The sequence below is a fragment of the Pseudomonas sp. ArH3a genome, from assembly GCF_022648765.1.
Lineage (GTDB): Bacteria > Pseudomonadota > Gammaproteobacteria > Pseudomonadales > Pseudomonadaceae > Aquipseudomonas.
Genome location: NZ_CP080330.1, coordinates 2,482,240 through 2,506,017, shown reverse-complemented (window position 1 = coordinate 2,506,017; position 23,778 = coordinate 2,482,240). Strand labels below are relative to the sequence as shown.

Here is a 23,778-nt window from a genome sequence, read left to right as displayed (position 1 = left end):
AACCATCTGCAATCCCTCGCACTGTGTGATCAGGCGAAGGACTTTGCAGAGGTTTTCAGGCGGTATCTGTAGAGCTTATCCGGTAGTTATGTGGGATGTTTCAGTAGTCCCTATCCTCTCCCGTCGCAACGCAAAACTGCACTGCGACGATAAACGCTGTACCCCAGCCATATACCCATGACCAACAAAGCGGTCAGCGGCAGCCCATGGAACAACACGATAACCTGCGCCGGCGTCCACGTCAGGTAGAACGGCCCCACCACCAACATGCCCACGCCGAAGCCAGCCATCTGGATCAGGGTCAATAAGCTGAACAGCGGCAGGCGCAGGCTGTCTGGCTCGCTTTGCGCACGGGAGATCAACGCCACTTCGGACACGCCGTCGCCCAGCCCCGCCCACACCACCAACAGCAGTGCCAACCACAGTTCGGTTTGCTGGAAGGTCAGGATGAAGCCGCTGGACATCAGCGCCACGCCCAGCATGAACAGGCGTTCCATGGCTTGGGTGCCACGGCCTTTGAGCAACGCACTGGCGATTCGCGCACCGACGAACTTGCCGCACGCCCAGACCGCCAGCAGATACCCCATGACGGTCTTGGCTGTGTCCGGCGAAATGTACTGCGACAGCACCGGCCAGCCGACGTTATGCGCAGCGCTACCGAGGGTGTCGAGCATGCTGATCAACAACATCGCCGCCAGCACCGGCGCGCCCCGCAGCCCTTGGGTCAGCTCACGCCACTCCGCCGAGAGCCCGCGGTGCACGGCAACGGTGACCGAATATAAGGCGCGCAACGGCATGATCAGGCACGCAGCCAGGACGTAGGTGCCGATGTTGACGGCAAACACCGCCTCGAATCCTCCCGTGGCAATCAGCAACCCGGACAGCAGGCTGCCGAACACCGCACCGGTGGCCGCCGCCGACGTGATCCACGCATTGGTGCTCACCCGCTGTTCAAGCGCGACCCACGTCGGCAACTGGCTGTTCAGGCCAATCGCAAACAGCGAATTGCATAGGCCGATACCAAACGCGATAAAGGGCAGCACGCTGAGCTGATGCGCCGGTATCAGCACCAGCAGCGGCAACAGCAGCAATGCTCTGGCCAGGTCCAGCCCCGCCAGGGTGCTACGCCCTGGAAAGCGCCGAAAAAACGTAATGCCGAACAAGCTGGCGACAATCCCGCCGGTGACGCGGCACGCCAGGAAAATACTGACAAACACCACGCTTTGGCTGAGCCAGTAAACGTAGGTGGACAGCGCCACCATATTGAGGAACGCGCCAAAGTCCGAAACGCCACGGGCAAAGATGATCAAGCGCGCGTTGCGGGTCGACAGGGTCAGCTGCGGATCTTGGCTCATGCAGGCAGCGCCTCTTCGTCAGTCGGCACGCCGCGCAGGCTCACCAGCAGCAAGTCGCGCCAGGCCGGCGCGGAATCGGCCTGGGGCCGTACATCGCCAGCGCGGTGGTAGAGCCCTCGGTCGTTGATCACGATGGTTTCCAGAAACTGCTCCATCGCCAGGTTCAACACCCGGCTTTGCTCGGCTTGCGTGGTAAATACCTCCGAAACCACCGGCACCGTATTGCTCTGGCCAATGAAGTGCATGAACACCCAATCCAGACCATCCTGGTGAATCCCCGAGGTCGTCGGGCTGCTCGATTGCGCATCTGCGCGGACGCGGAACTGGTGGATATCGATCGTATAGGTCTGCTCGCCAAGATGCGGGGCAATCACCGCAAGATCGGTGGCCAGCAGTTTCTGCATCAGCGGGTGCTCGATAAAGCCGTCCTCGCAATAGCTCAAGTGGTTCACTCCCTGTCGATACTTGATGGCGTAGGTGACCGGCGACTTGAACGCGGCATCCCGGTCGATCTGCAATTGCCGCGATGGCAATAAACGATAGCGCAGAATGCGGCGTTCGCGGTGGGTGTATTCCTTGAACGCCTCGTCTCGTACCAGGTTTGCCCAGTAGGCGCGAAAGCTTTGCTCTTCGCCGGGCTCAACCGCGATCAACTCGCGAAAGTCGCGGCGGTGGCAGTAGTGATGGTCGCGCAAATGCGCGGAAATCTGTGGGATGTCCATATCGCTAAACCTTATTCTCGATGATCACGTGCAGGTTTTGCCTGATCGCGTCATGCAAGGCATGAGCATCGGCGGCATCGTCGACCTTGGCCCAGCACTTGAGCAGGTAGTGCTCTTCAATATCGGCGTCGATGTAGTGACCGGCGTCCTGTTGCGCGTACTCGAGCACCGACGCGTGATGCTCCAAGAACTGCAGGCCCTCGATGCCCTTGAAGTAGCCACTGCGCTCCGGGTAAACCGCCAGCATCGCGTAATGTTGGTCGCCGTTGGCGACCTTGTGCGCGCCAGCCTCAAGTTGCGCATTGAGGCCCGGCTCGCCCAGCAGCAGCTGCATATACAGCTGATGCGGGTTGATCGCAGCAAGGTCACGCAACGCCGCGTTGACATACAGCCCGCCCACGCGCGGGTTGATCTCAATGACCACAGGCCCGGCATCGGTCATGCGGAATTCGAAATGCACCACCGCGTTGGTCAGCCCGACTGCGCGCAAACATGCAGCGGCGTACTCGCGGATCTGCTCGCACTGCTGCGCCGTGAAAGAGGTCGGCGGAGAAATCAGCAGGTTCTCCAGGACAGTGCCGCTGCGCTCGGTCAGCAGCAGTTTTTCGTTGATCAGCAGCGCATGAACGCGCTCGCCGATCACCACGCATTCCACGCTGCCTTCAACGCCGGGGATATAGCCTTCCAGAAGGATACTGCGCCCTGGAATGTATTCGCGCCGCTGTCCGTCTGCTTCGGGCAAGCTGTGCGCGTAGCCATAAAAATCAGCATAAGAGGCTGCGCCGTGATCGCTCAGGAAATGTGCGTAATGGCTGCGCAGCTGCGCCCAGTTGGAACACTTCGTGATAAACGCCGAGGCACCACCAAAGGGCGGTTTGGCGATCAGCGGATAACCTACCCGGTCGGCGCCCGCCTGGAGTTCCTGCTCGTTATTGCACAGCGCGAACGGCACCGAACGCAGCCCCTGTTTTTTCAACATGCGGCGCATCAGGTACTTGTTATTGCACGCGGCAATCGCCTCCGGGCAGCTGTACACCAGGCCCAGGCGCTTACAGGTGTGTGCAACGATGCAGCCGACTTCGCCCTGTGCAGACGGATGCCCGGCATGGCAGAAAATCGCGCGAATCTGGTAGCGCCCATCCAGCCGGCCCACCAAGTCCAGAATCGACTGTTCAGTTAACGACTCGAGCAGGAACACTTCATCACTGTCGTCCCGCAGCCGCTGCAGGTGATGACGCCCCGCGACCCCAGCGGTCAAACAGACCAGGCCTTGTGCACGCGCGACAGCAAAGTGGGGCTCGCGGTAGCTGTAACGCACCGAAACACTGTCATCGACATCAATAAAAAGAATCGCATCTTGCTTCATAACTGACACAGCCTCTTGCCGTAAGTTAATTCAGGCATCCTGCCAACTGCACCAGTGCCCTTCCCAGTTACGGAAACGGTAATGACGCAGCCCATCACGCACTTCAAAATGCGGCAAGTCTTCAGGCTTTTCAAAATCCAGCAACGGCACGGTGAACTTACCCTGTGCATGCGGCAGTACATATTCGGGCATGGCAATGTTGGACACGCGCCGTTTGAGGCGATCCATAATAGCGATGGCTTGGCTGATCGAGGCTTTATACTCCGACGCACCCGGTGAGAACGGCATAAAGTGATACAAGTAATACGGCTTTACACCCAGGCGATAAAGATCAATAAACAGTTTATGCAAGGTCGCTTCATCGTCATTCACGCCGCGCAACAGTGGCATGTTAGAAAATACAATGGGCACCACGTTCTGGATACGTTTTACCGCTGCTGCAAAATCAGCCGTCAGTTCAAGCGGGTGGCAAACATGCACACCAAACGCGTTGACGTTGTACTTCTCGAGCATCGCCACCAATTCGTCGGTGACGCGAAACGGGTTGAAACTCAACGCCCGTGAATGAATACGAATCAGCAGGTCGTCACTGATTGAACGCAACGCCGCCAAGTTTTCTTCCAGCTTGCGGTCGGCCAGCATCAACGGGTCACCGCCGCTGAGGATCACTTCTTCAATCGCCGGGTTATTGCGGATGTATTCCACTGAATCCTTGAAGGAGTCGGTGCTGGCGTTGGCTTTCTCGGTACCAACCTGCAAGGTGCGCAGTGCCTCGAAGCAAAACTGGCAATAGGCATTGCAGGTGTTGGTCATGCGCAGAATCACGCGATTGTCGTACTTGTGCTGGCAAATCGGCGTTTTCATTTCATGCCCGAGTTCCCAGTTCTCGGACGTGCCGTCGTAATCGCCCGCGACCTGCTCACTCCAATACGGCACCACTTGGCGCCATAACGGGTGGTCGGTTATCGGGCCGCCAGTGAGTGAGCGCTTGATCAAATCAATATAATAAGGCGTGATCTGCATCTTGCGGTCTTGCAAGTTGTGCTCGATATGCGCTGTTATTTCTTCACTCCAACCACCGCACGCATTGCGCAGTGCAGGTTCATCGCGCAGGGCATTCTTTTGCTGCCAGCGCCAGTCTTGCCATTGTACCGAGCGGTACGTTGCTTGATCAAAAATCGACATGAGTAGGTACTCTCTGTTTTTCAACTTATATTAAGGACATATCAATGCGTGCCGTTCCATGACCGGAAAGGCATTAATATCCGCAATAAAGACAATCGTTTACAGGCGAGCGCTGCCGATCAGGTTATCAGCGTGATCACCGGCACCAGAGAGGTGTAACAACTCACTAATTCATCGGTCATAGCATCAACTTCCTTTTCTTATAATGTGCTGACTTTCCAAGTCAGCCCTCACTTAAGCCGATGATCTACAACGTGTCAACCCAATAACCCTTTATGTTTCCCGGAATTAATCCTTTCGCACGCCACGGCCCCAGCAATGAGTGAGGAAACCCGCTTTTAACGCCGACTATTTGAAAAGTAAATAACACAACAAAACGCCCTCTTATTAAATAGAGGGCGTTCTTTCTACGTATATAACTACGTAATTCTCAACTTAGCCAAGGGTAGGCAGCCAAATGCCTGCGCTCAAACGCTTTGATTTGCTCACTGCGCTGCAAGGTGCTGCCAATCGCGTCCAGGCCGAGCAACAGCGCGGTTTTGCGCAAGGTATCGAGCTGGAACGGGATGACCTGGCCATCGGCCAGCCGAATCTGCTGTGCCTCAAGGTCTACGCTGATCTGCGCCTGGGCAGCCTGGCTGACGGTCTGCCCGAGTTTCTGCAATATCGCCTCGTCCAAGGTAATCAACAACACCCCGTTACGCTGGCAGTTGTCATAGAAAATCCCGGCAAAGCTGCTGCCGATCAGCGCGCGGATGCCCATTTGTTTCAAGCCCCACACCGCGTGTTCGCGGCTGGAGCCACAGCCGAAGTTCGGCCCAACCACCATGAAGCTCGCACCCTGCCAGGCCGGCTGGTTCAGCACGAACGCTGGGTTGGGCTGGCCGGACGCTAGAAATCGCAGGTCGAAGAACAGCCCACGGTCCAGACCGCTGCGGTCGATGCCCTTGAGAAACTGCTTGGGCATGATCACGTCGGTGTCGATATTCGCCGCCAGCATCGGCGCGGCTTTGCCGGTGACCAGAGTGAACGGTTGCAGGCTCATACACGGTCTCCAAAGTGGCGAATATCGGTGAGGCGGCCCGTGATCGCGGCGGCGGCCACCATCGCCGGGCTCATCAGGTGCGTGCGTGCACCCGCGCCCTGGCGGCCTTCGAAGTTACGGTTGGTGCTGGAGGCGCAGCGGTCGCCGGCGGCGAGCACATCGTCGTTCATCGCCAGGCACATCGAGCAGCCGGACTGGCGCCATTCGAAACCGGCGTCGATAAAGATCGCCGCCAGCCCTTCGGCCTCGGCCTGGTCGCGCACCTCGGTGGAGCCGGGCACGATCATCGCCCGCACGTGGTCGGCCACGTGTTTACCGCGCACCACGCTGGCGGCGTCGCGCAGATCTTCGATGCGGGCGTTGGTGCAGGAGCCGATAAACGCATGGCTGATGACGATACCGCTGAGCGGCATGCCGGCTTCCAGGCCCATGTAGTTGAGGGCCCGACGCATGTCCTGGCGCAGGATCAGGTCGCTGACGTCCTGCGGGTCGGGCACCCGAGCGCCGATAGGCGCGGCTTGGTCGGGGCTGGTGCCCCAGGTGACCATCGGCGCCAGGGTGTTGGCATCCAGATACACTTCGCGGTCGAACACGGCGCCTGCGTCCGAATGCAGTTGGCGCCAGCCCACCAGTGCCTGCTCCCACAGCTCGCCCTGCGGCGCGCGGGGCTTGCCCTTGAGGTAGGCGAAGACTTTTTCGTCCGGCGCCATGAAGGCGCCACGCGCACCGGCTTCCACCGCCATGTTGCAGATGGTCATGCGCGCTTCGACGCTCAGCGAATCAATGGTGGAACCGCGAAATTCGATGGCGTAACCGGTGGCACCGGACGCACCGATCTTGCCGATCAGCGCCATGATCACGTCTTTGGAGGTCAGGCCTGGCGCCAGCGCCCCTGTGACCGTCACGCGCAGGCTTTTCAGGCGCTTGTAGACCAGCGTCTGCGAAGCCAGCAGGTGCTCGATTTCCGAAGTGCCGATGCCAAACCCGAACGCGCCGAGGGCGCCGTAGGTGGTGGTGTGGCTGTCACCGGCGGCGATCACCATGCCCGGCAGGATGAAACCCTGCTCCGGGGCGATCACGTGTTCGATGCCTTGGCGCTTGTCGAGGATATCCAGCAGCTCAATGCCGAAGTCGCGGCAGTTTTGCGCCAGATACGACACCTGCCGCGCCCCGCCCGCATCCGGCATCGCCGCGATGCGCTTGGGCGTGGTGGGGTTTACATGGTCGACCACCGCCAATGCCGTGCCGGGGCGCCACACCTTGCGCCCAGCCTCGCGCAGGCCGCTGAAGGCCTGGGGGCTGGTGTATTCGTTGATCACCTGACGGTCGATATAAAGCAGCACATGGCCCTGGTCATCCAAGGGGCACACCGTGTGGGAATCGATGTGTTTGTCGTAGAGGGTTCTGGCAGTCATTTTTCTTAGGGCTCACGTTCTTGGGGCTGGCTCAACGGCATACACCCATCCTACGCAGCCACCCCGCCTCATCAATGGCGCCAGGGTGATGGCTTGGAACATGTTTCGTGTTCGATCTGCACCTCAAAGCACTGCGAATGTGAACCTGAAACATTTTCTTTCATATCTGACTTAGGGATTTCTGATTCTCATCCGTCTTAACTTAGATACAGCCCGTCGCGTCAGCAAAAGCTACGACCGGCCTTTTCCGGGCCTCTTTCGCCCCTCCGATCAAGATCCTCATTCACATGTCGAAGAAGTCGCGCTCCAAACTCTGGTTTCTCGTGCATAGCTGGCTGGCATTGCCCATCTGGTTCTTTGTGCTGATTGTCTGCGTCACCGGCACCCTGGCGGTGGTCAGCCAGGAAATCGTCTGGCTGGCCAACCCGGACATCCGCGCCAGCAAACCATCGGATGACGCCGAACTGCTGAGCTTTGACCAGGTGATCGCGGCCATCAAGCGCGACGAACCCCAGGCAATCGTGCAGTCCATCGTGCGTCCGGATGAATCGCACTTTGCCCTCAGTGTCGACCTCAGCTACCCCGACGGGCGCTCCGTGGAGGTCTACGTCAACCCGTTCACCGGCGCGATCCAGGGCATCAGCCCGTCGTTCAACTTCAAGCAATTTACCCGCGCCCTGCACGGCTGGTGGCTGGTGCCGTTCACCAATGGCTTCAGCTGGGGCTGGTACCTGGTCTCGGCGCTCGGTCTGCCGTTGCTGGCGTCGCTGGTCACCGGGCTGGTGGTCTACAAGCGCTTCTGGAAGGGCTTTCTGCGCCCTACGCTGCGCATCCGCCACGGCGCGCGGATCTTCTGGGGCGATTTCCACCGCCTGAGCGGTATCTGGTCGATCTGGTTTATTGCGGTGATTTCCATCACCGGCACCTGGTTCCTGATCCAGGCGATCCTGGGGGACAACCAGATTTCCATCTCCAGCGAACCGATCGTGCCGGTGATTGCCCGCGAGAAGGTGCCGACGTCTGCGCCCGGCGTGCCGGCACCGATGATCCCGCTGGACGACGCCATCAAGATTGCCACCCAACGCATTCCCGGGCTGGACGCCACGTTCGTGTTCCTGCCGCTCAATGCCTACAGCCACCTGCAGATTGGCGGGCGCGGCTGGTACCCGCTGATGTTCCAGACCGCCCAGCTCAACCCATACAGCGGCGAGATTGCGGTGTCGCACTTGCTGTCCGACCGCTCGACGCTGGAGTTCGTCACCGAATCCATGCGCCCACTGCATACCGGCGACTTTGGCGGGCTGTGGATCAAGCTGATCTGGGCATTCTTCGGCCTGGTGCTGAGCATGATGGTATTGAGCGGCCTGCTGATCTGGACCAAGCGCACCGCCCTGGCCACCCTCAACGCCCTCAAGCGCGAAGCCAAGACGCAACGTGCGCCGGCTTCCATCCCAGCCATGCACGCTGAAACCTCGCAGGCCCACTCATGAGCAAGGTCGCTCGCGCTACGCCCCCTTCGCCGCTGCGCGCCTTTTGGCTGAAATGGCGGTTCCACATCAACATCCTGCTATTGCTGGTGCCGCTGGGGTTCATGCCCAAATACTTTGCCGATGCCGCGTTGTTTCGCGGCGACAGCGGCATTGGTGAGCGGGTGGTCGGGGACGTGCAGGTCGGGCCCTGGAGCCTGAAGCTCGCCGAGTTCCGCAATGAAGGCCCAAGCCCGGACCCGGCCGGCCCGATGAAATTCTTCAACGCCGCCCTGTGCGACACCTGCGCCGGGCAGGTCAAGGCCACCTACCTGCGCATCGGCAAACCGCGCAGCCTGCGCGCCGCCGGGGTGATCTTCTTTGGTACGCCGTACCGCATGGGCGCCGCCTTGCCGGTGCCGGAACGCACGCCGGCCGACGCCGAACTGTGGGTCACCATGGAAGGCTGGGACGGCACGATGCACCAGGGTTCCATCCCGCTGAGCCAGGCCTCGCCTGCCACCATTGCCTGGCTGAACAAGCAAGGAGTTAAACCATGACTTTCAAGCGCCTGACCCGCGCCTGCGCCGCACTGTTGCTCGGCGCCGGTTTCAGTACCGTGGCCCTGGCCCACAACCCGATGTGCGAATGCAAAGAGATCCCCGGCGAGCAGATCCAGTGCACCGGCGGTTTCTCCGACGGCAGCGGCGCCCCGGGTGTGACCCTGGACGTGATCGGCTACGACGAAACCATCCTGCTGCCCGGCAAACTCGGCCAGGACTCAACCCTGACCTTCAAGAAGCCTGCGGCCGAGTTCTATGTGCTGTTTGATGCAGGCCCCGGCCACGTCGTGGAAATCGACCAAGCGGATATCCAACCTCAATGAGTACCACACAGGTAGTCCGCCCGGCCGGTGCCGGCCACGAAACCCTCTACGTGCTACTGCTGTGCCTGATCATCCTCGCGGTGGCAGGCTCGGTGATTGCCCTGCACGGTGAAACCCAGGAAGTTGCGGCGCTGCCCAGCCACCAGTTGGATGCGCGCCGCGACCTCAGCGCCGCCGAGCAAGGCATCTACGCCGACCTGCGGGTGACCCTGGATGAGATCCAACTGCTGCAACAGGAGCAAAGCGCGCTGCCGACGCCTGAGCAACTGGCCGAAGAAGGGTTTGCGCCGTTTGCCCAGGACGCCAGTTCGGTCAGCCGTGGCGACCATCGCTGGCAGTTGCTGGCGCCGTCGGCCTATGTAGGTCTAAGCCAGACGCCCAGTGCCAGCGGCTCGCTGCTGATGCGCGTGCACGGCGCCGAGCCGGATATCTGGCTCAACCGCCAAGCCAACCTCGCCGCCCCTTCCGACCTCACTGACCAGGCGCTGATCGCTGCCGGCTGGCAACAGGTGGTCGCGCAATTCGATGCCGGCGTTACGCGCCAGCACCGTCACTGACCGAGAAGACCGATTGCCCATGTCTATTTCATCTCCCCTGTTGCGCCTGTTGCTGGTCAGCCTGTTCAGTTTGATGCTGGCACCTTTGGCGAACGCCGAGGCAGCCAAACGCCTGCGCATCGGCATCACCCTGCACCCTTATTACAGCTACGTCACCAATGTCGTCGGCGACAAGGCCGAGGTGGTGCCGTTGATTCCGGCCGGTTTCAACCCGCACGCCTACGAGCCGCGCGCCGATGACATCAAGCGCATCGGCACGCTGGACGTGATCGTGCTCAACGGCGTCGGCCATGACGATTTCGCCGACCGCATGATCGCCACCAGCGAGCGCCCGGGCATCCCGGTGATCGAGGCCAATGCCAACGTGCCGCTGCTGGCCGCCACCGGCAATGCCGCGCGCGGTGCGGGCAAAGTGGTCAACCCGCACACCTTCCTGTCGATCAGCGCCTCGATTGCCCAGGTCAACAACATCGCCCGAGAGCTGGGCAAACTTGACCCGGACAACGCCAAGACCTACACCCAGAACGCCCGCGCCTACAGCAAGCGCCTGCGCCAGATGCGCGCCGACGCCCTGGCCAAGCTGACCAGCGCGCCCAACCCGGATCTGCGCGTAGCCACTGTGCACGCGGCCTATGACTACCTGCTGCGCGAGTTCGGCCTGGAAGTCACCGCCGTGGTCGAGCCGGCCCACGGCATCGAACCGAGCCCCAGCCAGCTGAAAAAGACCATCGACGAACTGCGCGCCCTGGACGTGAAGGTGATCTTCTCGGAGATGGATTTCCCATCCACCTACGTCGAGACCATCCAGCGTGAATCCGGGGTCAAGCTGTACCCGCTGTCGCATATCTCCTACGGCGAATACACGCCTGAAAAGTACGAAGTGGAAATGACCGGCAACCTCAACACCGTGGTGCGGGCGATTCAGGAGTCGGGGGCATGACGGCGGCAGAACACCTGAAGGTGGCCAGCATTGGCCCGACCCTCGACTTCGACAAGGTCTCGCTGACCTTGGGCCGCACCGTGATCCTCGATGGCGTGAGCTTCCAGGTCCAGCCGGGCAGCATCCACGCATTGGTCGGCCCGAATGGCGGCGGTAAAAGCTCGCTGATCAAGACCCTGCTGGGGCAAACGCCACACCAAGGGCAGTTGCGCCTGGAGTGGCCGACCACACCCGGCACCGTCGGCTATGTACCGCAGGCGTTGGAGTTCGACCGGGGATTGCCGATGACTGTCGACGACTTCATGGCGGCCATGTGTCAGCGGCGCCCGGCGTTTCTTGGTTTGTCCAAGCATTACGCCGGGGCAATTGGCGAGGCGCTGGAACGGGTGGGCATGCAGGACAAACGTAAACGCCGCATGGGTGCGTTGTCCGGCGGTGAGCGTCAGCGCGTGTTGCTGGCCCAGGGTCTGATCCCGGCACCGCACCTGCTGGTGCTGGATGAACCGATGTCGGCCCTCGATGAAGCCGGCATCCAGGTTTTCGAAAGGCTGATCAATGACTGGCGCCTGGCCGGGATCACCGTGCTGTGGATCGAACACGACCTGGACGCCGTGGGCCGCCTGGCCGACCGCGTTACCGGCCTGAACCGCCGCGTGCTGTTCGACGCCACGCCCAAAGAGGCGCTGACCCCGGATCGCCTGTTGACCCTGTTCTCCACTCACCCTCGGAGCCCGGCGCAATGAGTTATGAAGCGTTTCGTTTGATGGTCCAGGGCTGGGCCTCTTCCGGCTATCTGCCGGAAGCGCTGGCCTATGGGTTTGTGGTCAATGCCTTGCTCGCCGGTTTGCTGATCGGCCCGGTACTGGGCGGCCTGGGCACGCTGGTGGTGGTCAAGCGCTTTGCGTTTTTCTCCGAAGCGGTCGGGCATGCCGCACTGACCGGCGTGGCCGTGGGCATTCTGTTGGGTGAACCCTACACCGGGCCGTATGGTGCGCTGTTCGGTTACTGCCTGTTGTTCGGCATCCTGCTCAACTACCTGCGCAACCGCACCGGCCTGGCGCCGGACACCTTGATCGGCGTGTTCCTCTCGGTGTCCCTGGCGTTGGGCGCGAGCCTGCTGCTGATCCTGGCGGGCAAGATCAACGTGCACATCCTCGAGAACGTGCTGTTTGGGTCGGTATTGACGGTCAACGGCAACGATTTGCTGGTACTGGCCGTGGTTGGCTCACTGGTGATGGCCCTGGCGCTGCCGCTTTACAACCGCATCATGCTCGCCAGTTTCAACCCGCAACTGGCCGCCGTGCGCGGTGTGGCCGTGAAGACCCTGGATTATTTGTTTGTGATCCTGGTGACGTTGATCACCGTGGCGGCGGTCAAGGTGATCGGCGCGATTCTGGTTGGCGCGCTGCTGGTGATTCCGGCAGCCGCCGCTCGCCTGCTGAGCCAGTCGCTCAAAGGCTTTTTCTGGATCTCGGTGGTGATCGCCACGGTGAGTACGCTGTGCGGCATCCTGCTGCCGATCATCTTCGACCTGCCTATCCCGTCCGGTGCCGCGATCATTCTGGTGGCCGGTATCGCCTTCGCCTTCGCCGCCATCGCGCGCGGCACCGTGCCCAGCCTCAAAGGGAATCTTGGATAATGCGCCCTGTCTTTCGCCCACTGGCCTTGGCCATCGCCTGTTTGCTCAGCACCTCGGCGCTGGCCGCCGTCGACGGTTTTAATCCCAACGAGTTCAAAGTCAACCAAGGCCTCGGCCATGCCGCCCTGACCAAGGCCAAGAAGCCGGTCAAGGTTCTGGCCTCGCTGCCCATCACGTACGGCTTGGCCGAGGTGCTGCTCAAAGGTACCGACGTGAAGCTTGAGCGCGCCGCGCCGCCCAACCTGCCCGGCTCGCGGCAGGTGTCCTACTTCACCGGCCGTGGCGCGCAGGCGTTGAACAGCCTGGCCCAGGACGCCGACGCCACCATCGGCCTGCGATCGCTGTGGGCGGATGACCCGCTGTACCCGGTGGCGCGGCGCAGCAATATCCGCATCATCGAAGTTGACGCCGCACGCCCGGTGGACGGCGGCTTGCCGGGTATCGCCGTGCAGCCGGGCAGCACCGATGGACTGAACAGCCAGCCGTGGCAGTCGAGCAACAACATGGGGCGCATGGCCGACGTGATGGCCGCCGACCTGAGCCGCCTGGCGCCCAGCGCCAAACCAAAGATCGACGCCAACCTCGCCGCCCTCAAACAGCGCCTGCTCAAACTCAACGCCGACAGCGAAGCGCGACTGGCCCAGGCGGACAACCTGAGCGTGGTCAGCCTGAGCGATCACTTTGCGTATCTGATCAGCAGCTTGAACCTGGAAGTGGTCAGCACCGATGCACGGCCGGATGCCGATTGGACGCCTGAGGCGTTACAGGCGTTAACCGCCAGCTTGAAGGGCAGCGACGTGGCCGTGGTGCTGCATCACCGCCAGCCGAGTGAAGCGGTGAAAGCGGCGGTGACGGCATCCGGTGCGCAGTTATTGGTGTTGAACGTCGACAGTGCCGACCCGGTGGCGGAGTTGGAAAGCAATGTGGATCAGGTGCTCAAAACACTGATGCCTGACTCAGAGTTCTTGTGACAAACAGGCTTGCTGTGGCGAGCGGGCTTGCCCCGCGTTGGGCTGCGCAGCAGCCCCAATAAGACCGCCGCGTTCTTTCAGACAAATCACCTTCGAAGGTTTTGGGGCTGCTGCGCAGCCCAACGCAGGGCAAGCCTGCTCGCCACAACAAGCCCGCCCCCGCAGCGTCACACCACATCCACCCCCACATGAATCGCATCATGCCGCCAAAACTCCAGGTCGCAGTCGATCAAACGCTGGTGCTGGTCATAATTGACCCGGGCAATGCGCAGGCCTGGGCTGCCCACCGACACGCGCAACGCGGCGGCGGCCTCCACCGGCAGTGACGTCGGCACAATCTCAAAACGCACGCGCCCGTAATGCAGGTCGTACTTGCGCGCATACAGCTCGGTCATCGACTGATTCAAATCACACGCCAGAATCCCTGGAAAATACTGCGGGTTCAGGTAGTGCTCCACATACAACACCAAGCGCCCATCAATCCGCCGGCCCCGGCAGATCTGGATCACACTCGACAATGCCGGCAACTGCAGCCAGGCACACACCGCCGCCGACGCCGGTTGCAGCCGCGCCGAAATCACCTCCGTAGACGCCACCCGCCCCTGGTCGCTGACCATCGCGTGAAAGTGGCTGCGCTGCATCAGGTTATAGGCCAGGCGTGGCGGCGAAACAAACCAGCCACGGCGCTCTTCGCGATAAATCTGCCCTTGGGCTTCCAGCTGTAACAAGGCTTCCCGCACGGTAATGCGCGTGGTACCAAACAACTCGCTGAGCTTGCGCTCGGCGGGCAACTTACTGGCAGGTGGCAGCAGGCCATGGTCGATCTGCTCTTGCAGCGCCAGGCCGATGGATGTCACCGCCTTGATTGCCTCATCACGCATTAACGTTACCTATCTGGACTAGACCAGCACCGTTCAGGTGCACAAACCGCGCTGTATTCGGGCGTCTGCTGTTGCTTGCTAGCCTAGGCATAACAGATGACCGACAGATGACAGTCCCTGTCCACACCCGCCTCCATACCCTGCAATACATCGGCCAAGTCCAGGGCCTGCGGGTACTTGAGCATGGTCTACGCTGAGTCTGGAATGAGCGACATAAGCGATTTAAAAACGACATCGACATGAAACTGTCATCCAGCGAGCCTAGATTGGCTCAGGTATTGCTCTGACCTAGACCAAACGGGGCGATTCATCACTGATTTCTTGGGGCGCGCCGGGCCCTTCGGGTTGTGCCTGAAAGCCAGCCATGCTGTGTTGCAGTCCTTGGCAAGGAAACGACCCTTACCTGCGGACTGCGCCTTGCCTGGCCGGCTTTCAGGCGCAACGCGCCCCAAGAAATCAGTGATGAAACGCCCCCCGCACACGTTCATAAAAACGCCGCGTTGAAAACGCCCAAAGGAGCTTCGGATGAAAAAGCTTTTCCTGGCATCACTGTTAGGCTCGACCATTGCCATGTGCACCGCCGCCATGGCCGCTGACACCGATTTGAAAACTTTGGAAGCCGCCGCGAAAGCGGAAGGCGCCATCAACAGCGTCGGCATGCCCGATGACTGGGCCAACTGGAAAGGCACCTGGGAAGACCTGGCCAAGACCTACGGCCTCAAGCACATCGACACCGACATGAGCTCGGCCCAGGAAATCGCCAAGTTCGCCGCCGAGAAAGACAACGCCAGCGCCGATATCGGTGACGTCGGCGCCGCCTTCGGCCCGATCGCGGTGAAACAGGGCGTGGCCCAGCCGTACAAACCGACCACTTGGGCACAAGTGCCGGATTGGGCAAAAGATAAAGACGGCAACTGGGCACTGGCCTACACCGGCACCATCGCCTTTATCGTCAACAAAAAACTGCTGCACGGCTCCGAAGCCCCGAAAAGCTGGGCTGATCTTAAGACCGGCAAATACAAAGTCTCCATCGGTGACGTGAGCACCGCCGCCCAAGCCGCCAACGGCGTGCTGGCTGCAGCCTTGGCCAACGGTGGCGACGAGAAGAACATCCAGCCTGCGCTGCTGATGTTTGCCGAGATCGCCAAGCAAGGCCGCCTGTCGCTGGCCAACCCGACCATCGCCACCATGGAAAAAGGCGAAGTCGAAGTGGGCGTGGTTTGGGACTTCAACGGCCTGAGCTACAAAGCCAAGATGGCCAACCCGGATGACTACGTGGTGCTGATCCCCTCGGACGGCTCGGTGATTTCCGGCTACACCACCATCATCAACAAATACGCCAAGCACCCGAACGCCGCAAAGCTGACCCGCGAGTACATCTTCAGCGACGCCGGCCAGACCAACCTGGCGCGCGGCAACGCTCGGCCTATCCGTGCCGAGCACCTGACCCTGCCGGCCGATGTACAGGCCAAGCTGCTGCCGAACGAGCAGTACAAGAAAGTCACGCCGATCAAAGATGCCGACGCTTGGGAGAAGACCTCCAAGGCACTGCCGCAGAAGTGGCAGGAAGAAGTCATTATCAATATGCAGTAAGGCCTGAGCTGTAAACACGGTCAGTGTAGGCGCTGGCTTGTGTGGGAGCCGGGCTTGCCCGCGATGCAGACGACTCGGTGTTTCATGTGATCCGAGGTGATGCTATCGCAGGCAAGCCAGCTCCCACACAGGCCCGCTCCCACATTTTTCACTCAGTTCCCCCCAGAACACCGAACCAAGTCTAATCCGTTGCGGAGCCCCAGCCCCTATGAAGCACAACGTCATCCTTGTGGTGCTCGACGGCCTGAACTACGAGGTTGCCCGCCATGCCATGGGGCATCTGCAGGCCTATATCGGCGCAGGACGCGCAGCGCTTTACAAACTGGACTGCGAACTGCCGGCCCTGTCCCGGCCCTTGTATGAATGCATCCTCACCGGCGTGCCACCGATCGACAGCGGCATCGTCCACAACCATGTCTCGCGCCTGTCCAACCAGCGCAGCATTTTCCATTACGCCACCGACGCAGGTCTCACCACCGCGGCGGCGGCTTACCACTGGGTCAGCGAGTTGTATAACCGCACACCCTTTATTGCCGCGCGTGACCGTCATACCGACGACAAGGCGCTGGCGATCCAGCACGGGCATTTCTACTGGAATGACCACTACCCGGACTCGCACCTGTTTGCTGACGCCGAGAGCCTGCGCCACAAACACGCGCCGAATTTCCTGCTGGTGCACCCAATGAACATTGACGACGCTGGCCACAAGCATGGCCTGGACACCGCGCAATACCGCAACAGCGCGCGCTCGGCCGACATCATCCTTGCCGACTACCTGCAAGGCTGGCTCGACGCCGGCTACCAGGTGCTGGTGACCGCCGACCACGGCATGAACAACGATCGCTCGCACAACGGCCTATTGCCGGAAGAACGCGAAGTACCGCTGTTCGTGCTGGGTTCGGCGTTTAACTTCGACCCCGCTGCCAGCCCTAAGCAAACCGACCTGTGCGGCACCGTCTGCGAGCTGCTGGGTGTGCCCCATGACAAACCTGTATGCCGGGAGCTGTTGAAGTGAACGCCATGACCCGTAGCAAATGGCTGGCGATCCTGTGCCTAGTGCCCTTTGCGCTGTTCTTTATCGTGTTTGAAATCGCCCCGCTGGTGTGGGTAATGATCAACAGCCTGCAATCGGAAGAGTTCGGCTGGGGCCTGGCCAACTTCACCAAGATCTTCAGTTCGAAGTTCTACCTGCAGGCCATCCAGTACAGCCTGGAGATCAGCTTCTACTCCAGCGTGTTCGGCATCCTCATCTCAGTGCTCGGTAGCTATTCGTTACGCCGCGTCGATGGGCGGTTGCGCAATTTCGTCACCGCCTTCGCCAACATGACCAGCAACTTTGCCGGTGTGCCACTGGCCTTCGCCTTCATCATCCTGCTGGGCTTCAACGGCAGCATCACTATCATGCTCAAGCAGGCCGGAATCATTCAGGACTTCAACCTGTACTCCAAGACTGGCCTGATCATTCTTTACACCTACTTCCAGATTCCACTGGGCGTGCTGCTGCTCTACCCGGCCTTTGATGCGTTGCGCGAAGACTGGCGCGAATCGGCCTCCCTGCTTGGCGCCAGCAGCTGGCAGTTCTGGCGGCACATCGGCCTGCCGGTGCTCACCCCGGCACTGCTCGGCACCTTCGTGATCCTGCTGGCCAACGCCCTTGGCGCCTATGCCACGGTGTACGCGCTGACCACCGGCAACTTCAACGTATTGCCAATCCGCATCGCGGCGATGGTCTCCGGCGACATCTCCCTGGACCCGAACATGGCCAGTGCCCTGGCCGTGGTGCTGGTGGCGCTGATGACCGTGGTCACCGTGGTCCATCAACTGCTGCTCAAGAGGAGCTACCATGTCTCGCGCTGAAGCCGGCTCGGCCGCCCTCTACCATCGCGTAGTGGTGTACCTGTTGTTTGCGATCCTGGTGTTGCCGCTGGTGGGCACCTTTGTCTACTCGATTGCCAGCAGTTGGTCGGCGACCATCCTGCCCTCCGGCTTCACGCTGAAATGGTACGTGCAACTGTGGAGCGACCCGCGCTTTTTGGCCGCTTTCGGTCAGTCGCTGCTGGTATGTGTGGGCGCGTTGGTCCTGTCGGTGGTGCTGATTCTGCCGCTGCTGTTCGTGGTGCATTACCACTTCCCCCGACTCGACGCGCTGATGAACATCCTCATCCTGCTGCCCTTCGCGGTGCCGCCGGTGGTGTCCTCGGTGGGCTTGCTGCAACTCTACGGCTCCGGGCCGCTGGCGATGGTGGGCACGCCGTGGATCCTGATCGGCTGCTACTTCACCGTGGCGCTGCCGTTCATGTACCGCGCGATCACCAACAACCTGCAAGCGATCAACCTGCGTGACCTGATGGACGCCTCGCAGCTACTCGGCGCCAGCACCTGGCAGGCGGCGATCCTGGTAGTACTGCCGAACCTGCGCAAAGGCCTGATGGTGGCGCTGCTGCTGTCGTTCTCGTTCCTGTTCGGCGAGTTCGTGTTCGCCAATATCCTGGTGGGCACCCGCTACGAAACCCTGCAGGTGTACCTCAACAACATGCGCAACACGAGCGGCCACTTCACCAGTGCCATCGTCATTTCCTACTTCTTCTTTGTGCTGGTGCTGACCTGGGCCGCCAATATCTTGAACAAGGACAAAAGCCAATGAGCTTCGTCAGCGTCCAACACCTGCAAAAAGGCTACGCCGGCACCCCGGTGTTCAGTGATATCAATTGCGAGATCGCCAAGGGCGAATTCGTCACCCTGCTCGGCCCGTCCGGTTGCGGCAAGTCGACCTTGCTGCGCTGCATCGCCGGCCTCACCTCGGTGGACAGTGGCCAAATTCTGCTGGATGGCCAGGACATCGTGCCCCTGAGCCCACAGAAACGGCATATCGGCATGGTGTTCCAGAGCTATGCGCTGTTCCCCAACATGACCGTGGAACAGAACGTCGCCTTCGGCCTGCGCATGCAAAAGGTCAACGCCGACGACAGCCACAAGCGCGTGCAGGAAGTGCTGCAATTGGTGGAACTCAAGGAGCTCGCTGGCCGTTATCCGCACCAGATGTCCGGCGGCCAGTGCCAGCGCGTGGCCCTCGCCCGCTCCCTGGTGACTCGCCCGCGCCTGTTGCTGCTGGATGAACCGCTGTCGGCGCTGGATGCACGGATTCGCAAGCACCTGCGCGAGCAGATCCGCCAGATCCAGCGCGAACTGGGGCTGACCACGATTTTCGTGACCCATGACCAGGAAGAAGCACTGACCATGTCCGACCGCATCTTCCTGATGAATCAGGGCAAGATCGTACAAAGCGGCGATGCCGAGACCCTTTACACTGCACCGGTGGATGTATTCGCCGCCGGTTTTATCGGCAACTACAACCTGCTCGACGCCGACAAGGCCAGCCAGTTGCTGCAACGCCCGATCAGCGGGCGCATCGCGATTCGCCCGGAGGCCATCGAACTGAGCCGCAGCGGCGAGCTGGACGCACTGGTGCGCAGCCACAGCCTGCTGGGCAACGTGATTCGCTACCGCATCGAAGCGCGCGGCGTGGAGTTGGTGGTGGATGTACTCAACCGTTCGGCCGACGACCTGCACCCGGATGGCCAGCGTTTGGCACTTTCCATCGACCCCAGTGCGTTGTGTGAAGTAGCCTGACGCGACGATTTAATGAGAGAGCATGACGGATGGCATTGGTAATTTTTGATTTGGACGACACCCTGATCCACGGCGACTGCGCCACCCTGTGGAGCGAGCAGATGGGCCGCCTGGGCTGGGTCGACCCTGAGTCGTTTATGCGCAAGAACAACGAATTGATGGACGCCTACAGCCAGGGCAAGCTGCGCATGGAAGACTTCATGGCCTTCAGCCTGGAGCCGATGATCGGCCGCACGCCGGAAGAAATCGAGCACCTGGTGGAACCCTGGGTCGAGGACGTTATTGAGCCGCTGATCTACAGCGACGCCACCAAGACCATCGCCCGGCACCGTGCGAATGGCGACCGGGTCCTGGTGATTTCCGCCTCGGGCACGCATTTGGTCACGCCAATTGCGGCACGCATCGGTATCGACGAAGTGTTGGGAATTGATCTTGACGTCAGCCATGGCGCGTACAGCGGCCGTACCGTGGGTGTACTGACTTACCGTGAAGGCAAGATCACGCGGTTGCTCGAATGGTTAGAGCGCGAAGGCGAGACGCTGGAGGGTGCGTATTTCTACTCGGATTCGCGCAATGATTTGCCATTGCTGCTGAAGGTCGATCACCCGCAGGTGGTGAACCCGGACCCGGTGTTGCGCGAGCATGCCGAGAAGGCCGGCTGGCCGATCCACAACTGGGTGTGACCCCGACTTATTTGAATTGAAATCCAATCCACTGTGGGAGCGGGCTTGCCCGCGATAACGGTGTATCAGATGAAACATTCTTCACTGAGACACTGCTATCGCAGGCAAGCCAGCTCCCACATTGAACGCATTCCAGTTCAGAGTCAGGCCAAACTGTCGTCAATCACCAACACCAACTTCCCGGAGATCTGGTTGGTCGCCAACTCGGCAAACGCCGCCTCGGCATCCTTGATCGGGAAGGTCTTGGCCAGTTGCGGGCTCAAGCGCCTCTCGGCAAACAGCGGCCATACATGCTGGCTCAAGTCACTGAACAGGTCCGCCTTGAACTGATCACTGCGGCTGCGCAGGGTTGAGCCGAGCAGCTGGATACGCTTGCCCAGCACCTGCGCCAGGTCGAGTTGCGCGTCGCGCCCGCCCATCAAGCCAATCAACACCCAGCGACCGTCCAGGGCCAGCAGCTTGAGGTCCAGCGCCGCATAGTTGCCACCCACCGGGTCGAGGATCACGTCAAACGGCCCGAAATCGCGCAGCCCTTCAATCCCGTCAGTACGTACAACGCCACCCTGGGCGCCGAGTGCTTCGCAGTAGGCCAGGCGCTCCGCCGAGCCGACGCTGACCCAGCACGGGCTGCCAAACGCCTTGCACAGCTGGATCGCCGCCGAGCCCACGCCACTGGCGCCGGCATGCAGTAATACTTTTTCACCGGGTTTTAGACCCGCCAGCTGGAACAGATTCAGCCACGCCGTGCTGTACACCTCAGGCAACGCCGCTGCTTCGGTCAGCGACAAGCCTTCCGGCACTGGCAGCACGTGGCGCGCATCCACCACCACTTCTTCGGCCATGCCGCCACCGGCCAGCAGCGCGCAGACGCGATCGCCGACCTGCCAGGACGACCCCGGCCCCACTTCGCTGATAATCCCGGAACACTCAAGACCGAGCACAGCGCTGGCCCCGGGCGGTGGCGGATAGAGCCCCGCGCGCTGTAATAAATCGGCGCGGTTGAGGCCCGCAGCCGCCACACGAATGCGAACTTGGCCTACATCGCAGGTAGGACTGGGTTCTGTCAGCCACTCCACATGACCTTCAACGCCTTGCAATGCTTTCACAGTGCCTCCATAGTGAGTCTGGACTGAGCCCGTTGCTGTAGCGCCGGGCTTTTTGCATTATGCGACCGGATCATATGGAACCGGCTCCCTCAAAGACGGCCTAATATGCGTTATCAATTGCCCCCGCGTCGAATCAGCATGAAGCATCTGTTCCCCAGCACCGCCCTCGCTCTTTTCATTGGTCTCGGCTTCGCGTCGATGTCGACCAATACGTTCGCAGCCAATAGCTGGGACAACCTTCAGCCTGATCGCGATGAGGTGATTGCCAGCCTTAACGTTGTCGAGTTGCTCAAGCGTCATCACTACAGCAAGCCGCCGCTGGACGACGCTCGCTCGGTGATCATCTATGACAGCTACCTCAAGCTGCTGGATCCGTCGCGCAGCTACTTCCTGGCCAGCGATATCGCTGAGTTCGACAAGTGGAAGACCCAGTTCGACGACTTCCTCAAGAGCGGCGACCTGCAGCCCGGTTTCACCATCTACAAGCGCTACCTGGACCGCGTCAAAGCGCGTCTGGACTTCGCCTTGGGTGAGCTGAACAAAGGCGTCGACAAGCTCGACTTCACCCAGAAGGAAACCCTTCTGGTGGACCGTAAGGACGCGCCTTGGCTGACCAGCACCGCCGCCCTTGACGACCTGTGGCGCAAACGCGTCAAGGACGAAGTGCTGCGCTTGAAGATCGCCGGCAAAGAGCCCAAGGCCATTCAAGAGCTGTTGACCAAGCGCTACAAGAATCAGCTGGCACGTCTGGACCAGACCCGTGCCGAAGATATCTTCCAGGCCTACATCAACACCTTCGCGATGTCCTACGACCCGCACACCAATTATCTGTCGCCAGATAACGCGGAAAATTTTGATATCAACATGAGTCTGTCGCTGGAAGGCATCGGTGCCGTCCTGCAAAGCGACAATGACCAAGTCAAGATCGTACGTCTGGTGCCGGCAGGCCCTGCCGACAAGACCAAGCAGGTCGCCCCGGCCGACAAAATCATCGGCGTAGCCCAGGCCGACAAAGAGATGGTCGACGTGGTCGGCTGGCGCCTGGACGAAGTGGTCAAGCTGATCCGTGGGCCGAAAGGCAGCGTGGTGCGCCTGGAAGTGATTCCGCACACCAATGCACCGAACGACCAGACCAGCAAGATCGTGTCCATCACCCGTGAAGCGGTGAAGCTCGAAGACCAGGCCGTGCAGAAGAAAGTCCTCAACCTCAAGCAGGATGGCAAGGACTACAAGCTGGGCGTGATTGAAATCCCGGCCTTCTACCTGGACTTCAAGGCGTTCCGCGCTGGCGATCCGGACTACAAGTCCACCACCCGCGACGTGAAGAAAATCCTCACCGAGTTGCAGAAAGAGAAAGTCGACGGTGTAGTCATCGACCTGCGCAACAACGGCGGCGGTTCTCTGCAGGAAGCCACCGAGCTGACCAGCCTGTTTATCGACAAGGGCCCGACCGTGTTGGTACGCAACGCTGACGGCCGTGTCGACGTGCTCGAAGACGAGAACCCAGGCGCCTTCTACAAAGGCCCGATGGCGTTGCTGGTCAACCGTCTCTCGGCTTCGGCCTCGGAGATTTTCGCCGGCGCCATGCAGGACTATCACCGTGCGCTGATCGTCGGTGGCCAGACCTTCGGCAAAGGCACCGTGCAGACCATTCAGCCGCTGAACCATGGCGAGCTGAAACTGACGTTGGCCAAGTTCTACCGGGTATCCGGGCAGAGCACCCAGCATCAGGGCGTGCTGCCGGATGTCGACTTCCCGTCGATCATCGATACCAAGGAAATCGGCGAGAGCGCCCTGCCCGAGGCCATGCCGTGGGACACCATCCGCCCTGCGATCAAGCCGGCGTCGGACCCGTTCAAACCGTTCCTGACGCAGCTTAAGGCTGACCACGACGCCCGCTCCGCCAAGGATGCCGAGTTCGTGTTTATCCGCGACAAACTGGCCCTGGCCAAGAAGCTGATGGAAGAGAAAACCGTCAGCCTCAACGAAGCGGATCGCCGTGCGCAGCACACCAGCATCGAAAATCAGCAGCTTGTGCTGGAAAACGCCCGCCGCAAGGCTAAAGGCGAAGACCCGCTCAAAGAGCTGAAGAAAGAAGATGAAGATGCACTGCCGGCCGAGCCTGAAAAAACCAAGCCGGAAGACGACGCCTACCTGGCCGAAACAGGTCGGATCCTGCTGGACTACCTGAAAATCAGCAAGCAGGTGGCGAAGCAGTAAATGATGGCAATTTAATGTGATCGCTCCTCAGAGTGTCATCATATAGACATCATTCTGTCGTGAAATGAAGGACCGCCGGCGTTGAGCCTGCGGTCCTTTTTTTTCGATCGAGACCGAC

At 60.7% G+C, this 23,778-nt stretch carries 23 protein-coding genes; 15 read left to right on the top strand and 8 right to left on the bottom strand.

Translation table 11 applies throughout. From position 1 onward, the window contains the following. Positions 1–110 precede the first annotated feature (110 nt). From K0P33_RS11405 to leuC, 6 genes are all read right to left on the bottom strand, one after another. A complete protein-coding gene (locus tag K0P33_RS11405; RefSeq protein ID WP_242155262.1) occupies positions 111–1,355 on the bottom strand; it encodes an MFS transporter in 1,245 nt (414 codons plus the stop codon). After that, a complete protein-coding gene (locus K0P33_RS11400; protein ID WP_242155261.1) occupies positions 1,352–2,077 on the bottom strand; it encodes a 2OG-Fe dioxygenase family protein in 726 nt (241 codons plus the stop codon). The genes K0P33_RS11405 and K0P33_RS11400 overlap by 4 nt, the downstream gene beginning before the upstream one ends. A gap of 4 nt (positions 2,078–2,081) precedes the next feature. After that, a complete protein-coding gene (locus tag K0P33_RS11395; RefSeq protein ID WP_242155260.1) occupies positions 2,082–3,443 on the bottom strand; it encodes an ATP-grasp domain-containing protein in 1,362 nt (453 codons plus the stop codon). Between the two features lie 30 nt (positions 3,444–3,473). Next, complete coding sequence (locus K0P33_RS11390) at positions 3,474–4,628, bottom strand: radical SAM protein (protein WP_242155258.1); 1,155 nt, start codon at positions 4,626–4,628, stop codon at positions 3,474–3,476. A gap of 430 nt (positions 4,629–5,058) precedes the next feature. Further along, entirely contained in the window at positions 5,059–5,673 is a 615-nt protein-coding gene (gene leuD, locus K0P33_RS11385) for a 3-isopropylmalate dehydratase small subunit (RefSeq protein ID WP_094952093.1), read from the bottom strand. Beyond that, positions 5,670–7,088 carry a 3-isopropylmalate dehydratase large subunit gene (leuC, locus tag K0P33_RS11380; protein WP_242155257.1) on the bottom strand — a complete coding sequence of 473 codons (1,419 nt, stop codon included), beginning with the start codon at positions 7,086–7,088 and terminating at the stop codon, positions 5,670–5,672. Before leuC ends, leuD begins: the two co-directional genes overlap by 4 nt. Before the next feature lie 287 nt (positions 7,089–7,375). Here leuC and K0P33_RS11375 point away from each other — a divergent pair, with 287 nt between their 5' ends. The 8 genes from K0P33_RS11375 to K0P33_RS11340 are packed head-to-tail and all read left to right on the top strand — an operon-like array spanning position 7,376 to position 13,547. Continuing rightward, the gene (locus tag K0P33_RS11375; protein WP_094952095.1) at positions 7,376–8,578 is read left to right on the top strand and encodes a PepSY domain-containing protein; all 1,203 of its coding nucleotides are present in this window, start codon (positions 7,376–7,378) and stop codon (positions 8,576–8,578) included. Further along, entirely contained in the window at positions 8,575–9,114 is a 540-nt protein-coding gene (locus K0P33_RS11370; protein ID WP_242155255.1) for a thiamine pyrophosphate-binding protein, read from the top strand. The genes K0P33_RS11375 and K0P33_RS11370 overlap by 4 nt, the downstream gene beginning before the upstream one ends. After that, positions 9,111–9,440, top strand: coding sequence for a hypothetical protein (locus K0P33_RS11365; protein WP_242155254.1), 330 nt, complete (start codon positions 9,111–9,113; stop codon positions 9,438–9,440). Before K0P33_RS11370 ends, K0P33_RS11365 begins: the two co-directional genes overlap by 4 nt. Beyond that, the gene (locus K0P33_RS11360; protein WP_094952099.1) at positions 9,437–9,997 is read left to right on the top strand and encodes a DUF6162 family protein; all 561 of its coding nucleotides are present in this window, start codon (positions 9,437–9,439) and stop codon (positions 9,995–9,997) included. Before K0P33_RS11365 ends, K0P33_RS11360 begins: the two co-directional genes overlap by 4 nt. 19 nt (positions 9,998–10,016) lie before the next feature. Further along, positions 10,017–10,937 carry a metal ABC transporter substrate-binding protein gene (locus tag K0P33_RS11355; protein WP_094952100.1) on the top strand — a complete coding sequence of 307 codons (921 nt, stop codon included), beginning with the start codon at positions 10,017–10,019 and terminating at the stop codon, positions 10,935–10,937. Then, on the top strand, positions 10,934–11,680 hold the full coding sequence (locus K0P33_RS11350; protein ID WP_094952101.1) for a metal ABC transporter ATP-binding protein: 747 nt from the start codon (positions 10,934–10,936) through the stop codon (positions 11,678–11,680). The genes K0P33_RS11355 and K0P33_RS11350 overlap by 4 nt, the downstream gene beginning before the upstream one ends. After that, positions 11,677–12,576, top strand: coding sequence for a metal ABC transporter permease (locus K0P33_RS11345; protein WP_094952102.1), 900 nt, complete (start codon positions 11,677–11,679; stop codon positions 12,574–12,576). Before K0P33_RS11350 ends, K0P33_RS11345 begins: the two co-directional genes overlap by 4 nt. Beyond that, entirely contained in the window at positions 12,576–13,547 is a 972-nt protein-coding gene (locus K0P33_RS11340) for a zinc ABC transporter substrate-binding protein (RefSeq protein ID WP_094952103.1), read from the top strand. The genes K0P33_RS11345 and K0P33_RS11340 overlap by 1 nt, the downstream gene beginning before the upstream one ends. 167 nt (positions 13,548–13,714) lie before the next feature. On the opposite strand, the gene K0P33_RS11335 is transcribed toward K0P33_RS11340, so the two are convergent. Then, positions 13,715–14,428, bottom strand: a complete 714-nt coding sequence (locus K0P33_RS11335; protein WP_010211607.1) for a UTRA domain-containing protein — start codon at positions 14,426–14,428, stop codon at positions 13,715–13,717. Between the two features lie 525 nt (positions 14,429–14,953). Between K0P33_RS11335 and K0P33_RS11330 the strand changes: the two genes are divergently transcribed. From K0P33_RS11330 to K0P33_RS11305, 6 genes are all read left to right on the top strand, one after another. Beyond that, positions 14,954–16,021, top strand: a complete 1,068-nt coding sequence (locus tag K0P33_RS11330) for an ABC transporter substrate-binding protein (RefSeq protein ID WP_094952105.1) — start codon at positions 14,954–14,956, stop codon at positions 16,019–16,021. A gap of 208 nt (positions 16,022–16,229) precedes the next feature. Next, positions 16,230–17,036, top strand: coding sequence for an alkaline phosphatase family protein (locus tag K0P33_RS11325; protein WP_094952106.1), 807 nt, complete (start codon positions 16,230–16,232; stop codon positions 17,034–17,036). 5 nt (positions 17,037–17,041) lie between these two features. After that, positions 17,042–17,878: an ABC transporter permease subunit gene (locus K0P33_RS11320; protein WP_176462973.1), complete on the top strand. Its 837-nt coding sequence runs from the start codon at positions 17,042–17,044 to the stop codon at positions 17,876–17,878. Beyond that, positions 17,865–18,665, top strand: a complete 801-nt coding sequence (locus K0P33_RS11315; RefSeq protein ID WP_094952108.1) for an ABC transporter permease — start codon at positions 17,865–17,867, stop codon at positions 18,663–18,665. Before K0P33_RS11320 ends, K0P33_RS11315 begins: the two co-directional genes overlap by 14 nt. Beyond that, positions 18,662–19,651: an ABC transporter ATP-binding protein gene (locus K0P33_RS11310; RefSeq protein WP_242155253.1), complete on the top strand. Its 990-nt coding sequence runs from the start codon at positions 18,662–18,664 to the stop codon at positions 19,649–19,651. The genes K0P33_RS11315 and K0P33_RS11310 overlap by 4 nt, the downstream gene beginning before the upstream one ends. Positions 19,652–19,680: 29 nt before the next feature. After that, positions 19,681–20,334, top strand: a complete 654-nt coding sequence (locus K0P33_RS11305; protein ID WP_094952110.1) for an HAD family hydrolase — start codon at positions 19,681–19,683, stop codon at positions 20,332–20,334. A gap of 143 nt (positions 20,335–20,477) precedes the next feature. On the opposite strand, the gene K0P33_RS11300 is transcribed toward K0P33_RS11305, so the two are convergent. Further along, on the bottom strand, positions 20,478–21,440 hold the full coding sequence (locus K0P33_RS11300) for a zinc-binding dehydrogenase (protein WP_242155252.1): 963 nt from the start codon (positions 21,438–21,440) through the stop codon (positions 20,478–20,480). A gap of 138 nt (positions 21,441–21,578) precedes the next feature. On the opposite strand from K0P33_RS11300, the gene K0P33_RS11295 reads away from it, so the two are divergent. Beyond that, positions 21,579–23,660, top strand: a complete 2,082-nt coding sequence (locus K0P33_RS11295; RefSeq protein WP_176462974.1) for a carboxy terminal-processing peptidase — start codon at positions 21,579–21,581, stop codon at positions 23,658–23,660. Positions 23,661–23,778 lie beyond the last annotated feature (118 nt).